Raw genomic sequence first — 14,801 nt, forward strand, 5'->3', positions numbered from 1 at the left:
TGCACGCTATGCCCGCGCGGGTCGGCGAAGAGCGGGGTAGCGACACCGCTCGCCGATGCGCATAATGCTCGCTCACCTCGCGATCGTCGGCTTCGTTCCCCGTCCGGGACATCTGCGTCCCCAGGCCTGCGAGCAAAGCCGTGGGAGCGGTTCCACTAGGCTCTCTCCGGCCGTCGACGCCGGCCCGAGAGGAACCGACGTGCCCGCCCCCGCCTCTCACGTGCGCCGCGATCTCCAGGGCCTCCGGGCGATCGCCGTGATCGCGGTCGTCAGCACCCACCTCACGGGATGGCCCCGAGGCGGCTTCGTGGGTGTCGACGTGTTCTTCGTCTTGTCGGGCTTCCTCGTCACCGGCATCCTGCTGGCCGATCTCCAGGCAGAGGGGACGGTGCGCCTCGGCGCCTTCTTCGCTCGCCGCGTCAAGCGCCTCTTGCCCGCCGCTCTCGTCGTGCTCGCGGTCGTCGTCGGGGCAGCGTTCCTGGTCTTCTCGCCCGTGCGTGCCGAGAGCACCCTGGTCGACGCCGTCTCCGCTGCCGGCCTCCTCTCGAACTGGCACTTCGGTCTCGAGGGCCGCGACTACTTCGCCGCCACCGACGTCTCGCCGCTTCAGCATTTCTGGTCGCTCTCCATCGAGGAACAGTTCTCGGTGGCATGGCCGTTCCTCGTCCTGCTGGCGGTCGCCGCGCTGCCGGTCGCCGTGCGCCGCGCACGCGGTGGACGTGTGGCCGTGGGCCTGCTCGCGGGTGCTGTCGTCGTGGCATCCGGCATCGTCGCCGTCGTGCAGACGCCCGTCGACCCGAGTCTTTCGTACTTCTCCACGCTCACGCGGGCGGGGGAGCTCGCCACGGGAGCGATGATCGCGGCCGCCGCCCCCGTCCTCGTACGGATTCCGGCGGCTGCCCGCGCGCTCCTCGCCTGGGTGGGCCTGGCGGTGATCATCGCGGCGGTCTTCCTGATCGATCCCGCGGACCCCTTCCCGGCACCCGCGGCCGCCCTCCCGGTACTCGGAGCAGCACTCGTGATCGGCGGCGGCATCGGCGGCGACCCGCGTCACCGCCACCTCTTCGTCCTCACCAACCCGTTGGCGGTGACGATCGGCGATCTCTCCTACTCGCTGTACCTCTGGCACCTGCCCGTGATCGTGTTCGCGGGGGTTCTGCTCGCTCCGGGACCCGCCGCCACGGGGATCACCGTCTTGGCGATGCTCGTCCTGACGGTCGCGACCTACCTCGGCATCGAACAGCCTCTGCATCGCTCGCCCTGGGCAGCCCGCACCGCGCATCGACGCGAGCCCGCCCCCGCCGAGCCGGAGCGCGTATCGGAACCCGCTCCGCGCCGTGCGAGCAGCCTCGCCTCGCGGCCCGCCGGATACATCCCCGGTCAGCGGTACTACCCCGGCTCCCGCCCTATGGCCCCCGTTCCCCCGGAGCCCACGAAACCCGTCGCACCGACGCCCGTGGTGCGGCACGACGCTCAGCGGATGCCGGCACCCCCGGCATCCGGCGAGACCGATGACGCACCCGCCTGGGCCGCCTGGCGTGCGCGTTTCGCGCCACGCGTGGCGATGGCCGGAGCCAGCCTCGCGATCGGCACCGGAGCGACGGCGCTCGCGGTGATGCTGGCGTACGGCGCCCCGACGCTCCCCGGTCTGCCGCTCGCCGCCCCGGCCGCCGTCGACGTCGCAGCCGAGGCCGGAGACGCCCTCGGCACCTTGCAGGGCGAGCTCGCCGCCGCGACGACCGCCGCCTCGTGGCCCGACCTGCGCCCCTCGCTCGACGAGGTGCAACGCGCCTCGTCGTCGGCGAATCGCGCCCGCGACTGCTTCACTCCGGGTGTCGCCCTCGAGGCGGCGAGGTGCACCTGGGGCTCCGCCGACGCCCCGCGCCACCTGTACCTCGTGGGCGACTCGAGCGCGATGGCCTATGCGCCGGCGTTCGCGAAACTCGCCGACGACAGCGGGGGAGCGTGGCGCGTCACGACGGTCGGGATGTACGGATGCCGCTTCACCGACGTGCTCCTCGAGAGCCGCGACCCGTCGGTCATGGCCGCGTGCGGACAGCGAAAAGTGGATGTCGCATCGATGATCGCCGCCGCGCCGGCCGATCTGCTCGTCGTGTCGAACGCGTTCACCCTGGGCCGCTCGGTCGACGGGCGCGACCTGGGCGCCGGGGAGCTGGCATCCGCCATCGCCTCCGAGATCACGGGGTGGGCGCCCGCGGGCCGCACGGTGTATCTGGCGCCCCCGCCGCACGGCGCGGATCTCGGGCGGTGCGTCTCGCCTCTCACCGGCCCCTCGGCGTGCCTCGCGGGAGTCGACGACGTGTGGACGCAGATGGAGACGGCGACCGAAGTTCAGGCCGCCGCCACCGGTGACTCTGCGATCAGCTCCCTGCCCTTCAGCTGCTGGCAGGGGGCGTGCCCCGCCTTCGCGGGCGACACGCCGGTGCGCTATGACGACACCCACATCACCCCGGCGTTCGCGGAACGACTGACGCCGATCCTGCGCGGCGAGCTCGCGGCGAGAGATCTGTACTGACGCCTGCGGCCCCGAACCCGCGCGTGGCTGCGAGGCTGGGGGAGTGACCTTGCCTCCCGACCCGCGCTCGTACGACCTCGACGCTGCGCGGACCCGCCTGCTGCCCGAGCGCAGGGGAAAGGTCGACGACAGCATCCCCCAACTCGCCGACGCCGACCCCGACCTCTGCGCCCTCGCGCTCGCTCTGCCCGACGGCTCGATCCGGTCGAGTCGACAGGCGACCGTCTCGTTCAGCGTGCAGTCGGCGGTCAAGCCGTTCCTGTTCGCTCTCGCGCTGCTCGACACCGACGGCGCGGCTCTCGATCGAGTCGGCATCGAGCCCACGGGGGAGTCGTTCGACGCGATCAAACTCGAGAGCGGCACGGGCCGACCCCCCAATCCCATGGTCAATGCCGGTGCCCTGCTGACCGCTTCGCTCGTCGAGGGCTCGGACCCCGAGTCGCGCAGTGCCCGCATCGCCCGCGGGCTCGCGGCCTTCGCCGGGCGCGAGCTCGAGGTCGACGAGGACGTGGCCCACAACGAACACCTCCTCGGCGACCGCAATCACGCCCTCGCCCACCTCATGCGCGCAGAGGGCACCCTCGAGCCCTCGGCCGACGACACGGTCGCCGTGTACGCGCGGTCATGCGCGACGATCGTGGATGCCGAAACCCTCGCCGTCATGGGTGCGACATTGGCGTGCGGGGGTGTGAACCCGCGCACGGGGGAACGAGTGGTTCCCGAACGGGTCGCGCGGGATGTCATCTCGGTCATGGCGACCTGCGGCGTCTACGACGGCTCCGGTCGGTGGATGCGCGCCGTCGGCGTACCGGCGAAGTCCAGTGTCTCGGGGGCGATCGTGCTGTCGGCTCCCGGGCGTCTCGGCGCCGCGGTGGTGAGCCCGCCGCTCGACGAACAGGGTACGAGCGTGCGTGGACGCCTCGCGAGCGAAGCCTTGAGCGATGACCTCGCTCTGCACTCCTTCGCGTCGCGCTGACGACACCCGCCCCGCGATATGGGGAGGGACCGGGCGTTCGGCCTAGGCTGGCGCCATGGGGGCACGGGGGATCTACGTTGCGACGACCATCCGCGCGACGCTCGACGAGGTGTGGACGGCCACTCAGGACCCGTCCCAGCACGTGCGATGGGACGTCCGCTTCTCGAGGATCACCCCCACCACGAGCACGCCGGACGGTGCCGCGCGGTTCGTCTATGAACGGCGGACGCCCGTGCACACCGTCCGCGGCGACGGCATCAGCATCGGCGAGACGTCTCGGCCCGATGGCACCCGCACCTCCGCCCTGAGGTTCACGACGCATGACCGGCTGTCACCGCTGCGCGATGGGCGCGGCTACTGGCGCTACGAGCCGGTGGATGACGGCATCCGCTTCTCGACCGGGTACGACTACGCGGCCGGGTGGGGCCCGCTCGACGTGATCGTTCGTCCGATCGTGGGCTGGGCGACCGCGTGGAGCTTCGACCGCTTGCGCCTGTGGCTCGAGACCGGCGTCGAGCCCGAACGGTACTCGCTGTGGCACGCCTTCGCGTTCTGGCGTGGAGACCGCCCACGTGCCTCGCGCTGCGAGCGGGTGCCCCCGCATCGACGGCGCGCCCTCGACGACGCTCCCGCCACGCTCGCGGCGCTGCCCGCGCCGGGAGGCACGCGATGACGTCGATCTTCGCGCGGGCGATGGGATCCGACTTCGACCGCCTGCACCCGATGATGCGGCGACGCTTCGGCGTCGGCCTCGACGAGGGTCAGGCGTGTGTCGGCCACGGCGTGATGCGCGAGATCCGCCGCGGTCCCTGGTGGACCGTCCCGTTCCTCCAGTTCGGCAAACTGCGCAACATCCTCGTGCCGACGGTGGGCACGAACGTTCCCTTCACCATCTGGAACAGCCCCTACCTCGACCCCTTCGGTCGCGAGACGGTCACCTTCGTGCGGGAGTACGAGGTCGGCGGCCGACCGGCCCGGTTCGACGCGACGATGATCTCCCACGAGGGCAGGGTGATCGACTACCTCGGCACACACCAGCACCTCGCCGTCGACCTCGACCTGCAGGTCGACGACGACGGCGGCCTGCTCCTCCGTTCGGGGGAGCAACGCTTCTACGAGGGACCGGTCGGGTTCCGTTTCCCGATGCTTTTCAGCGGTCGCGCCACCCTCCGCGAACGCTTCGACGAGGGCGACGGCCGCTTCCACGTCGACATGCGCGTCGACAACGACCGATTCGGTTTCCTGTTCGGGTACCGCGGGAGCTTCACCTGCGAATGGATGCCGGCCTCCAACGCCCCGCCGCACGTGTTCCCCCGGCGACACGAATCACGCACCTGATCCACACGCTCGCGAATGCGAGAATGACGGCGCCCCCACGCCGGTCCGGTCCTTCCGAAGGAGTCCCCATGCAGCCCGTCGTGCGTCGCCGCGCCTCGCGCACCGTCACCGTCGGCGTCGTCGCCGCGCTCGCCGCCACCCTCACCGGGTGCGGCCAGGGAACGAACGTCTCGGAGGACTACGCCCAGATCTGCCGCGACAACTCCACCGAGAAGCGCCTCCCCGACGACGACTGCAACAATCACGGCGGCAGCGCGCACTGGTACTACCTGCCATTGGGTTCGAGCAGTCGCACGGTACCCGCTGTCGGCCAGCCCGCGACCGGTGGTGCCGACAGCCTCCCGTCGGGCAAGACCGCGGCACGTGGCATCTCGAGCGACGGTGCCAGCGTCTCGCGCGGCGGCTTCGGCGGTTCGGGCTCCGACGGAAGCCACGGCAGCTGATGCGGCGCGTCGAGCTCGATCCGCGCCCCGACTGGGAGCGCACCATCAAGCAGTCCGGACTCATCTACTCGCACTCCATCCGCGACGACGGCACGGCGGTCGACTACTGGAACGACGGCGCTGCGTACGTCTTCACGCTCCCGGAGGTCGAGGAGCTCGAGAAGCAAACCGAAGAACTGCATCGGATGAGTCTCGAGGCCGCCAGGTACATGGCATCCGGTGAACTCGGTCACCTCGGGCTCAGCCCGAAAGCGTTCGAGCTCGCCCAGTGGTCGCTCGAGCAGAACGAACCCGACGTCTACGCCCGTTTCGACCTCGCCTACGCCGGTGACGGATCACCCGCGAAGATGCTCGAGTACAACGGCGACACCCCGACCGGTCTGATCGAGGCCTCGGTCACCCAGTGGTTCTGGCTGCAGGACCGGCTCAGGAGCGGGGCTCTTCCCGCCGACACCGATCAGTGGAACGGCCTGCACGAGGCCCTGGTGGAGCGCTGGCGCACTCTTCTCCACCGCTCGCTCGAAGAAGGCGAGGGCGGACGCCTGTTCGTCGCGCACTCGGATGCCGACACCTACGGCGAGGACTGGGACACCGTCGCCTACATGCGTGATCTCGCGGGCGAGGCCGGTTGGGAGCACACCGGCATCGAGATGAAGGAGATCGGCTGGCACCACGGCGCGCGACAGTTCGTGGGCGTGCCGGAGCCGTGGGGTTCCTCGCGCAGCATCGCGGCGCTGCCGGGTGACACCCCGGGCACGCAGTACCCCGTCATCCGCAACCTCTTCAAGCTCTACCCCTGGGAGGACCTCGTCTCGGGGGAGGACCGCGTCGCCGGCGACCAGGAGTTCGGGGCGCTGCTCATTGCGGGGCGAGGACTCTTCGGCCGCTGGTACGAACCGGCGTGGAAGATGTTCCTCTCGAACAAGCTCCTCCTCGTTGCCCTCTGGCGGCTGTTCCCCGGCCACCCCAACCTGCTGCCCGCCTACGCCGACGGGCCGAACGGCATGACCGACTTCGTCGTCAAACCCGTCTTCGGTCGAGAGGGAGACGGCATCCGGGTACACCGCCGTGACGGCAGCGTCATCTCGAACGGCCAGGAGTACCGGCGAGAGGGCACCGGACGGGAGCGCGTCTGGCAGGAGTACCACGAGCTCCCCGACTTCCCGGGAAGCAATGGGAGCAATCACCCCGTGCTCGGTTCGTGGGTCATCAACGACGAGGCGTTCGGAGTCGGCATCCGCGAGTCCGACGGCCCCATCACCGACTACTACTGCCGCTTCGCCCCGAACATCATCGAGAGCTGACCGCGCCGCCCCTCTCGAGCTCGCTCACGCGTCGATGTCGTCGACACCCGGCATCCACGAGATACCGGGTTTGCCCCACTTGCGCTTCTTCGCGATCTTCGCCGCGACCCGGCCGTCTTCCTCGTCGAGACGATCCACGTACAGGATGCCGTCGAGGTGATCGAACTCGTGCTGCAGGATGCGTGCCCGCCAGCCCGTGACCTCGATACGGACCGCGTGGCCGTCGAGATCGGTGCCGGTGAGCAGCGCCGCCTCGGACCGGCGCAGCGGAAAGCGCTCGCCGGGGAACGACAGGCACCCCTCGCTCTCTTCGTCGGGGTCGGGGTAGCCCGGTTCCATCGGGCGAATCCACAGCTCGGGGTTGATCACGACGCCGCGCCAGGGCTGCCCCTCGTCGTCTTCGTACGTGTACGTGAAGATGCGCAGTCCCACCCCGACCTGCGGAGCCGCAAGACCCACACCGGGGGCGGCGTCCATCGTCTCGAACATGTCGGCGACAAGCGCGCGCACCTCATCGGTGATCTCGTCGACGCGGGCAGCGGGAGCGTGCAGCACGGGATCACCCATGATGCGAATCGGGAGTACGGCCACGTCACCAGCCTATCCAGGGGGCGGCGGGCTATCGTCGGAGGGTGATCCCGCTCGATGCCACCCTCAGCGACGGAATCGACCAACTCGTCGGTGTCTTCCGCGACCCGCGTATCCTGCTCGGCATTCCGCTGGCCCTTCTCGGCGCGGTGTTCATGTCGTTCGGCGCGCAGTATCAGCACCGGGGAGTGCAGAAGGTCGAGCGCCTCTCGGGCAAGACCACCGGTGGCCTCTCACGCAAGCAGCTCACGTCTCTGTTGACGCGTCCCTCGTGGGTTGCGGGCACGGTCATGCTGGGCCTGGCGATCGTGTGCCAGCTCTCAGCGCTGTCGGTGGCCCCGCTGATCCTCGTGCAGCCGCTCGGAGCCATCGCCCTCGTCATCACGACGGTGCTGAACGCCCGCGTCTCGGGGCAGAAGCCGACGCGGCAGTCGCTCATCGCGATCGCACTGTGCGTCGGCGGCATTTTCATCTTCGTCACGATCGCCGCGTTCTTCGCCACCGAACACGTGGTCACCGAGCGCGAACTGTGGATCATCCTCGGCATCCTGGCCGTCGTCGTCATCGTGTTCGGTGTGTTCTGGGTGCTGGTGCGCCGTCGCGCTCAGGCGCTGTTCTACATCATGGCCGCAGGCGTGATCTATGGTTTCGTCGCGACGCTCGCCAAGGTCGTCATCAGTCGGGCACAGGCGGGCAACTTCGAGTGGCTGACGATGCTGTGCCTGGTCGCGCTGCTCGCCGCCGTCGCCGTGGGCGCCTACTTCGTGCAGACGGCATACTCGGTCGGCCCGCCCGACCTCGTCATCGCGGGTCTCACCGTGATCGACCCGATCGTTGCTGTGTTGATCGGCCTTCTGGTGCTCGGCGAGGCGTCGACGGCCCCCGCGTGGGCGCTCATCGGTTTCGTGATTGCCGGTGCGATCGCGACGTGGGGAGTGATCCAGTTGACCAAGCACCACCCTCAGGTGACGGCGGATGGGAAGCCGGCGAAGCCTCGGGTGAAGTAGGCCGTTCGAGGGGACGTGGCGCGCCTGGAGCTGTACCGCTGGTCGATCGCGGAGTGGCGCTCCTCAAACGGGATAGCGCCGAAGCAGAGCGGTCACCATTCCCTGATGTCTCGCAGATCGGACTGCAGGAGCCCGAGCAACTTGCCCTGCACAGCGTCTTTCAAACCAAGCTCGCCTGCGGCAGAGGCGAGTGACACGTCCTGACCTTCCGGGTCCTTTGCCAAGAGATCCATGGATCCTAAGCGCATGTCTTCTGTGCCGCGACCGATGGCCGCGAGGATTGGCGACGGACCGAAGCCGAAGCAGCCCGAGAGCCCATCGATCATCGACACCGCGATCACGGCCATCGCAATGCGTCTGCGTGTGCTCGCGATGGTTCTCGTGTCGGGCAAGAGCGGGAATATCGTTGCAGCTTCACTCGTTCGAGATGGGCCCATCCCGGGTCTCCAACGTCATCCGGCGAGGCCGCCAACGGAGAGCCTGCCTCGCGTTCGGTTGCGCTCCGCAGCTACTGGTGCAAAAGCGCGGGCGATCGGACTCATACTCGCATCACTGTTTCGCCAGAGACTCAAGTCGTTCGCCGGTGAGAGAGAGTGACTGGCCGTCGACGGCTTCAGCGATGCCGAGGTCCTCCGCCGCCGTGTCCATCGAGATCTGAATTCCCCCTTCTTCCTTGGCGTAGAAACCGACTCCGCCGACTCGCATGTCTTCTGCGCTTCGGGCAACAACGCCCAGGATCGGGCCGAGAGTCTCGGCCGACACCGAGTACCCAGGCTGCAGCGCGTCTGGTTCCAGGATCACCGACACGGTGAGGTCACCCGAGAACGACGACAGGTAGGTGGCTTTCGCGCTGTGCACGCCGAGCCCTCCGTTTTCGAGCTGCCTCGCAAGGTCATCGGCACGTTCTTGCCCGGTCGGTCCACCTATGGAGCAACCGCCGACCGCGGTGGCGAGGACGAGGATCGACACCGCCAGCGCCGCTCCGCGTTTCCGGATGTTCATCGTGAACCCACCGCCCACTGGACTGCCGGGTCATGCCTGAGCGATGCAGGACCGGTCACCACTCCCGGCACACGTCCGAACTGCATCGAACCCGTGGCGAAAGGAGTCGGCAGGTCCTCCCACTCGGCGCCCGAGAACGAAAGAGACCTTCCGAAGTGGTTTTGGCTGAGGCCCAGTTCCTCGGCCGCTCGAGTCATGTCCACGTCGGCGCCTTGAGCGTCTTCGGCGTACAGCACCAGGGCGCCCACACGCATGTCAATCGCGCTCTCTCGGACCACGTGACGAATTTTCTGAAGCCGTTCGGCGGAGACTGAGGCTCCGCGATCAATGGCGTCTTCGTCGAAACGACTGTCACATCGAGACTCCCGTGAAAGAAGACGGCGCGAGGACGTCTGCGCGCGAGATACCGAGACTGCTGTGCTCGAGTTCGTCCACCAACGCGGCTGCCCGGGTGTCAAGCGATGGCCCCAACGGGAAGCACCCCGTCAGCGCCATCCCGAGGGCCGTGATCATCGCCACATACGCCGGTCCACGTGCTCATAATCGCATCATCTTCCTTGGCTCGCGGTCACTTCCCGGCGTAGGAGGTCCATTCCTCCGCTACAAGCGTCAGCGAGTCGCCGTTGAGTGACTTTTGAAGTCCGAGCTCCGTCGCGGCATCTCGGAACGATAGGTCTTTCCCGAAATCGTCGTCGGCGTAAAGATACAGACTCGTCACTTTCATGTCTGCAGCGTTGTCTGCCGTAACCGCGAGGATGCGTGTCAGGGTCGCGGCGGCGACCTCGCGGCCGCCCGACTCCAGACCATCGGAGGAGAGTTTCACTGTGACGGTCAAGCCACCCGCGCCAGAGGGGGTAGTAACCACTTTCGCGCCCACGACACCGCTACCCGCGGATTCGAGCGCCGCTGTGAGCTGCGCCTCCTTGTCGCCGGCGCTGGGCCCGCCGAAGCAGGCGGTCAGTCCGACCAAGAGCGTTACCGTCAGAAGGGTCAATCCCGCACGCACAGTGTTGACGCCCATCATTCCCCCAAAGCTCGTGCGCCAGCGAGGTCGCACGATTCGTAAACATCCGCGAGAGTGCGGATCGTCGCCGCGTTCCGACTGAGGCGAGCTGCACGAGCGCGGGTCTCTATCATCGCCCGCGTACTCGACGAAACTGCGGCATCCGTGGCTTCACCGCTGGTCTGCGCATTCAACGCCGCGATAGCCGTTTGAAGCTGGGTTGCCACCGATTCCAGCTGGGCCGCCTGCGCATCGAGGTTCTGCGCGTGGTCAGCGAGCGAACCGAGTTGGACGTCGAGTCGCCCGCTCATCGAGCCGCCCCCCGTTCATCTGACCCCTTTCGAAGCCCAGAAACGAGCGGGAAAGACTCGCCGAACATTGTCGACGCGCGATCCGCAGCCTCGGACCGTGCCGCTGCCTGCGCGCGGGAGATGGTTTCTGTGAGGACCGACGAAAGCCGGGCATCAGTACGAAAGCCGCTGGCGAGGGTGACATTTAGGATCTTTCCGTCTGCGGCGGATGTGACGGTGCATTCTCCGCCCTCGCTTCGAATGGTCTTCGACACGGACCGCAGCTCTTCCATAGCACCATCGGCACGTTCTCTGGCAATGGCAGCTGCAGCGAACTGCGTTTCTAGACGGGCACGCGCTGCTTCAACCCGTTCGTCAATACTGAAGTCCATATTTTTACTCTCCAGACTTTCCGACGTAAACCTCTTCTACCGTGCCATTGAGGAAGGTCCAGTCGTTTTTCAGATTCCCGCCGTTCGAGAGGTAGTCCCTGAAGTCAGAGGTGTACGTGTCGGCGTTGTGCGTCTTGTTGGGGTCGATGGAACCGCCCGGGTCAGACAAGACGACCCAGTCGATGTTCTTGGGCACGGTTCCGGCGACCACCACGCTCGGCCCTAGCGGACCGTTGACGACATCTGCATTCCAGTCGACAGGTGCTCGGCCATCGAGCTTCGGGACAGGGTCCGAGACGTGTTCAACCTGCAGTACTGGAATATGACTCGGAATGTCGTATTGCTCCGTGGGGGAGCCATTCGTGACGACCCCGATCGTGTTGTACGGCGAAGACGAGTCGGCGCCAAGATTTCCGGCCATGATCCCCCCTTGGCTGAACCCGGACCACACTACGTCCGACCCGGGGGGTACCCCTGCATCTTCCATCATCTTCTGAACCGCGCGCTCATACTGCGTGCGGATAATGGGGTTATCCATCAAGACAAGGGCGATGTTGCTGTCGAGGTCGTTGAGTGGGGCATAGTCCTTCAACGAGTCCCCCAAGGGATCGTCGCCGAGGATGCCCTTCAGAATGCCCCAGTCCAGGGTCGAGGGCAGATTGACCAACGTGTAAGTAGACCCGTCAGGCCTCCTGATCGTGGAGATACTCACCGCTGTCTGGTCTTTACCGCTGATGCGATCGATCAATCCATTGCCCTCAATGAGATCACCGGGCGACGAGATCGAACCCCGCTTCATGAGTTCTTCGTACGCCTGATCGTCACTAGCGGCGCTCGGATCAAGCTCGCCCACCGACGGGTCCGCTTTAAGCATGTCGCCAAGCCCTGTTCCGAGGAGGTACCCAACCGGGCCCCCGACGAACGCTGCGATGCCCGGCAGCATGCGACCCAGGAGATCCTGGAGGACGACCAAGCCGTCACCGACGATCGGCCCAAGCTCCCCGAGCAGACGGCCCAGCTGCCCGAGCGCCGTGAGGAGCTGCTCGATCAGGTCCCGCGCCAGGACGATGATGTCCCACGCCGCGTCCGCGAACTCGCGGATGGCGTCGAGCTTGTCGAACGGGTTCAGGGTGAAGCTGGTCAACGAATCCGCCAAACGCGCCAGGGCGTTCAGCAGGCCGCAGATCGCGTCGCGGCAGGCGGTAACGAGTGTCGAAGCGAGAGCGAGAGCGGACGAGGCTGCACCCGCCCAGTCCTGCACGTCCGTCAACACCCTCGAGACGTCTTCGTACCGCTGGCGAAGGGCCCGCACAGTCCGGCCATCGAGGTCGTCGAGAGCCCGCGCGGCGGACGCGAGGTCGAGGGTCAACTCCGACACCGACGACTCGACCGTGCGCCACTCCGACGAGCGCAGGGATATGGCGCCCGGGTCGCCCTGCAGCTCGTCCATCCACTGGGGGAGTGGCTGCACGTAGGTGATCAGCCAGCCTGCGAAACCGGGGATGCCGTCGCACCCTCCACCCGACGAGCGTGACGCCCCTCCGGCCCACGACTCGCTGCGCAGCTGCGCAGCGACGGCGGCAGCGCCGCTCACGACTCGAACTCCTGCATCACCGCGACGGCCTGTTCCTCGACCTCGTCGAACGACTCGCGTGCGACCTGCACGCCCTTCTGCATCGTCGCAACGAGCTCTCTTGCGCTCGACAGCAACTGCGCGGTGTTGCTCGCAAGACCGTTCGCAGCTCCGACGACGATTCCCGACGCCAGAACGCCGAATGCCGAGCCAGGAAGCGGCGTTCCGGCGGCGGACGCCGCGGCATCCAGCGAATCGCTTACGCGTCCTAACGTCGACGCCTGTTCTGCCAGGACGTCGGTGTCCATGATGATGTGCGTTCTTCCCGCCACGGGGCCCCCGCTCGTGTCAGCTTTGCCAACACCATAGCGAAAGCCCTCGCCGCTTCGCAGGAATGCTCACCACCTGTGGATAACCGGATGACGGTAGGCTCGACGTCGCTGGGGGCGGTGGCCAAGCTGGTCAAGGCAGCGGGCTCATAACCCGACGATCGTGGGTTCAAGTCCCACCCGCCCTACGCGAGACCCCCGGCCGGGATCACCTGGTCGGGGGTCCTTCTCGGGGGCGACGAACCTGGTCAGCCGACCATCGACGGCCGGGAGAGCAGGAACAGCGAGAAGAACGTCGCCGCCGTGGACAGGATCACCCCGAGGGCGAGGTAGCCGCAGATCAATCCGATAACGGCCAGAGCCCGACCCACCCCGTAACGCCCGGCCGTCCGGAGTCCGAGGTGGCCCAGGATGATCGTCGCCACCGCCAGCGGAAACGCGGTGAAGATCGCGACGATGCCGAGGTAGGGCAAGGGGACGAACGCCGCGTTGAGCACCGCGATCGGGCCCAGCACGACGGCGGCGATAGCGGTTCCGTTCGTCACCGCCGGCAACGGCGGCGGCGGGAAAGGCGGCTGCTGCGGGGGCAGGGCGGGCGACGTCATGCCCCGACCCTAGCGGCATGCGGAACGACCGCACGGGCGACGAATGCCAAAGTCGGACGTGCCCATGAGCCTCACTGCGGTGGCGGGGCGAATGTGACCATGGTGAGCCCGACGGCAACGGCCGAAAGGCCGCAAGGTACCCCGTGCGTTCGGTGCGTACCGGCAGTCATGGGCCGCGTTCCTATCGCCCGTACCGATGCCCCCCCCCCGATCTCAACGCGGGCATGACGCTCAGACAGGTGTTGTGCGAGCACCAACGTGCGTCCGCGACAAAAGAGCGACATCACCCAGGGGGGCCGTCGACGCAGCGCCCGGTGCCCGAATTGCCGCGAACACGTCAACCCGCAGCAGGCACCTGTCGAAAGCCGACGACAGCGGGGCGCGATCCGTGCAAAGGGGTGTCGTAAGACGCCCCCGGTGCACGGTCCGCGCCCCGGAACAATCTCCGAAACCGACGCCGTCCGTCCTACGAGCCGTGCGCCTCCTCCGAGACCGGCTGCCACTCGCGCCACGTCTGCAGCCGCGACTCGTAGTCGCGCTCAGCGATTCCGAGCGGCGCTTTGCCGAAGAAGATGCGGAGCGGCGGGTTCTCGGCATCCACCACCTTCAAGATCGCCGCGCGCGTCGCCTCGGGCTTGCCGGGGTCGGCAGCAGAGGGGCGCTTGGCCGCCTGCTCTCGCACGTCGGCGTAGGCGTCGATCTCGTCGCTGCGCTGAGCAGAGGGGCCCGACCAGTCGGTCGAGTACCCGCCGGGCTCGATGAGGGTCACGTGGATGCCGAAGCCGGCAACCTCCTGCGAGAGAGACTGCGACAGCCCCTCGAGCGCCCACTTGGACGCGTGATAGGCGCCGACAGTCGGGAACGCGCTGATGCCGCCGATGCTCGACACCTGGATGATGTGGCCCGAGCCCTGCGCGCGCATGATCGGCAGGGCCGCCTGCGTGACCCAGAGGGCGCCGAAGAAGTTGGTCTCGAGCTGCGCGCGCACCTCGTCCTCGGTCAGCTCCTCGACCATGCCGAAGTGCCCGTAGCCGGCGTTGTTGACGACGACATCGAGCTGACCGAACTTCTCGTGTGCTTTCTTCACGGCGTCGACGTCGGCGGAGCGGTCGGTCACGTCGAGCTGAAGGGGGAAGAACGTGTCGGGGTAACCGTCGACCAGCTCTTTCACGTCGTCGAGGTTGCGGGCGGTGCCCGCGACGTTGTCGCCGCGTTCGAGGGCTGCCTCGGCCCATTCGCGGCCGAAGCCCTTTGATGCGCCGGTGATGAACCAGGTCTTGCTCATGAGTGTCCTCCGAAGAGATGTGGGGGTGAACGCGGGCGACGGTACGCCGCGGCGATCAGAAACTCCTCGGGTTGACACCCCACGCTCGCGCCACCATCGGAAAGCCCCGCCCGCGATGAACGGACGGGGC

16 protein-coding genes and 1 tRNA gene are annotated in these 14,801 nt (G+C 67.6%); 8 read left to right on the forward strand and 9 right to left on the reverse strand.

The features are described from left to right. Positions 1–199 precede the first annotated feature (199 nt). The 6 genes from MTE01_RS12700 to MTE01_RS12725 all read left to right on the forward strand — a co-directional run bounded on the left by MTE01_RS12700 (position 200) and on the right by MTE01_RS12725 (position 6,597). Positions 200–2,536: an acyltransferase gene (locus MTE01_RS12700; protein ID WP_246078297.1), complete on the forward strand. Its 2,337-nt coding sequence runs from the start codon at positions 200–202 to the stop codon at positions 2,534–2,536. A gap of 43 nt (positions 2,537–2,579) precedes the next feature. Next, a complete protein-coding gene (gene glsA, locus MTE01_RS12705; RefSeq protein WP_141377875.1) occupies positions 2,580–3,512 on the forward strand; it encodes a glutaminase A in 933 nt (310 codons plus the stop codon). A 55-nt stretch (positions 3,513–3,567) separates the two neighbouring features. After that, positions 3,568–4,185 carry an SRPBCC family protein gene (locus MTE01_RS12710; RefSeq protein WP_141377877.1) on the forward strand — a complete coding sequence of 206 codons (618 nt, stop codon included), beginning with the start codon at positions 3,568–3,570 and terminating at the stop codon, positions 4,183–4,185. Beyond that, entirely contained in the window at positions 4,182–4,850 is a 669-nt protein-coding gene (locus MTE01_RS12715; protein WP_141377879.1) for a DUF4166 domain-containing protein, read from the forward strand. Before MTE01_RS12710 ends, MTE01_RS12715 begins: the two co-directional genes overlap by 4 nt. A gap of 68 nt (positions 4,851–4,918) precedes the next feature. Beyond that, complete coding sequence (locus MTE01_RS12720; RefSeq protein WP_103209293.1) at positions 4,919–5,293, forward strand: tRNA-dihydrouridine synthase; 375 nt, start codon at positions 4,919–4,921, stop codon at positions 5,291–5,293. Further along, positions 5,293–6,597 carry a glutathionylspermidine synthase family protein gene (locus MTE01_RS12725; RefSeq protein ID WP_116239818.1) on the forward strand — a complete coding sequence of 435 codons (1,305 nt, stop codon included), beginning with the start codon at positions 5,293–5,295 and terminating at the stop codon, positions 6,595–6,597. The genes MTE01_RS12720 and MTE01_RS12725 overlap by 1 nt, the downstream gene beginning before the upstream one ends. Before the next feature lie 24 nt (positions 6,598–6,621). Here the strand turns inward: MTE01_RS12725 and def are convergent, their stop codons facing one another. Next, the gene (gene def, locus MTE01_RS12730; protein WP_116239817.1) at positions 6,622–7,188 is read right to left on the reverse strand and encodes a peptide deformylase; all 567 of its coding nucleotides are present in this window, start codon (positions 7,186–7,188) and stop codon (positions 6,622–6,624) included. A 41-nt stretch (positions 7,189–7,229) separates the two neighbouring features. Here def and MTE01_RS12735 point away from each other — a divergent pair, with 41 nt between their 5' ends. Beyond that, complete coding sequence (locus MTE01_RS12735; protein ID WP_174799693.1) at positions 7,230–8,192, forward strand: DMT family transporter; 963 nt, start codon at positions 7,230–7,232, stop codon at positions 8,190–8,192. A 92-nt stretch (positions 8,193–8,284) separates the two neighbouring features. Here MTE01_RS12735 and MTE01_RS12740 read toward each other — a convergent pair whose 3' ends face one another. From MTE01_RS12740 to MTE01_RS12765, 6 genes are all read right to left on the reverse strand, one after another. Further along, positions 8,285–8,539 carry a hypothetical protein gene (locus MTE01_RS12740; protein ID WP_141377881.1) on the reverse strand — a complete coding sequence of 85 codons (255 nt, stop codon included), beginning with the start codon at positions 8,537–8,539 and terminating at the stop codon, positions 8,285–8,287. A 202-nt stretch (positions 8,540–8,741) separates the two neighbouring features. Then, positions 8,742–9,161: a hypothetical protein gene (locus MTE01_RS12745; RefSeq protein ID WP_141377883.1), complete on the reverse strand. Its 420-nt coding sequence runs from the start codon at positions 9,159–9,161 to the stop codon at positions 8,742–8,744. A gap of 601 nt (positions 9,162–9,762) precedes the next feature. Next, positions 9,763–10,218, reverse strand: a complete 456-nt coding sequence (locus MTE01_RS12750) for a hypothetical protein (protein WP_141377885.1) — start codon at positions 10,216–10,218, stop codon at positions 9,763–9,765. Between the two features lie 286 nt (positions 10,219–10,504). Further along, positions 10,505–10,879: a YbaB/EbfC family nucleoid-associated protein gene (locus MTE01_RS12755; protein ID WP_141377887.1), complete on the reverse strand. Its 375-nt coding sequence runs from the start codon at positions 10,877–10,879 to the stop codon at positions 10,505–10,507. Positions 10,880–10,883: 4 nt separating this feature from the next. After that, a complete protein-coding gene (locus MTE01_RS12760; RefSeq protein ID WP_103209305.1) occupies positions 10,884–12,473 on the reverse strand; it encodes a hypothetical protein in 1,590 nt (529 codons plus the stop codon). Continuing rightward, positions 12,470–12,760, reverse strand: a complete 291-nt coding sequence (locus MTE01_RS12765) for a hypothetical protein (protein ID WP_103209307.1) — start codon at positions 12,758–12,760, stop codon at positions 12,470–12,472. Before MTE01_RS12765 ends, MTE01_RS12760 begins: the two co-directional genes overlap by 4 nt. Before the next feature lie 135 nt (positions 12,761–12,895). Here MTE01_RS12765 and MTE01_RS12770 point away from each other — a divergent pair. Further along, positions 12,896–12,969: transfer RNA gene (locus tag MTE01_RS12770), tRNA-Ile, on the forward strand. 60 nt (positions 12,970–13,029) lie between these two features. On the opposite strand, the gene MTE01_RS12775 is transcribed toward MTE01_RS12770, so the two are convergent. Both MTE01_RS12775 and MTE01_RS12780 read right to left on the reverse strand, forming a co-directional pair. Further along, positions 13,030–13,386: a hypothetical protein gene (locus MTE01_RS12775; RefSeq protein ID WP_141377889.1), complete on the reverse strand. Its 357-nt coding sequence runs from the start codon at positions 13,384–13,386 to the stop codon at positions 13,030–13,032. Between the two features lie 466 nt (positions 13,387–13,852). Continuing rightward, positions 13,853–14,671 carry an SDR family oxidoreductase gene (locus MTE01_RS12780; RefSeq protein WP_116239811.1) on the reverse strand — a complete coding sequence of 273 codons (819 nt, stop codon included), beginning with the start codon at positions 14,669–14,671 and terminating at the stop codon, positions 13,853–13,855. Positions 14,672–14,801: the final 130 nt, after the last annotated feature.

Origin of the sequence: Microbacterium testaceum (assembly GCF_006539145.1) — a bacterium.
Taxonomy (GTDB): domain Bacteria; phylum Actinomycetota; class Actinomycetes; order Actinomycetales; family Microbacteriaceae; genus Microbacterium; species Microbacterium testaceum.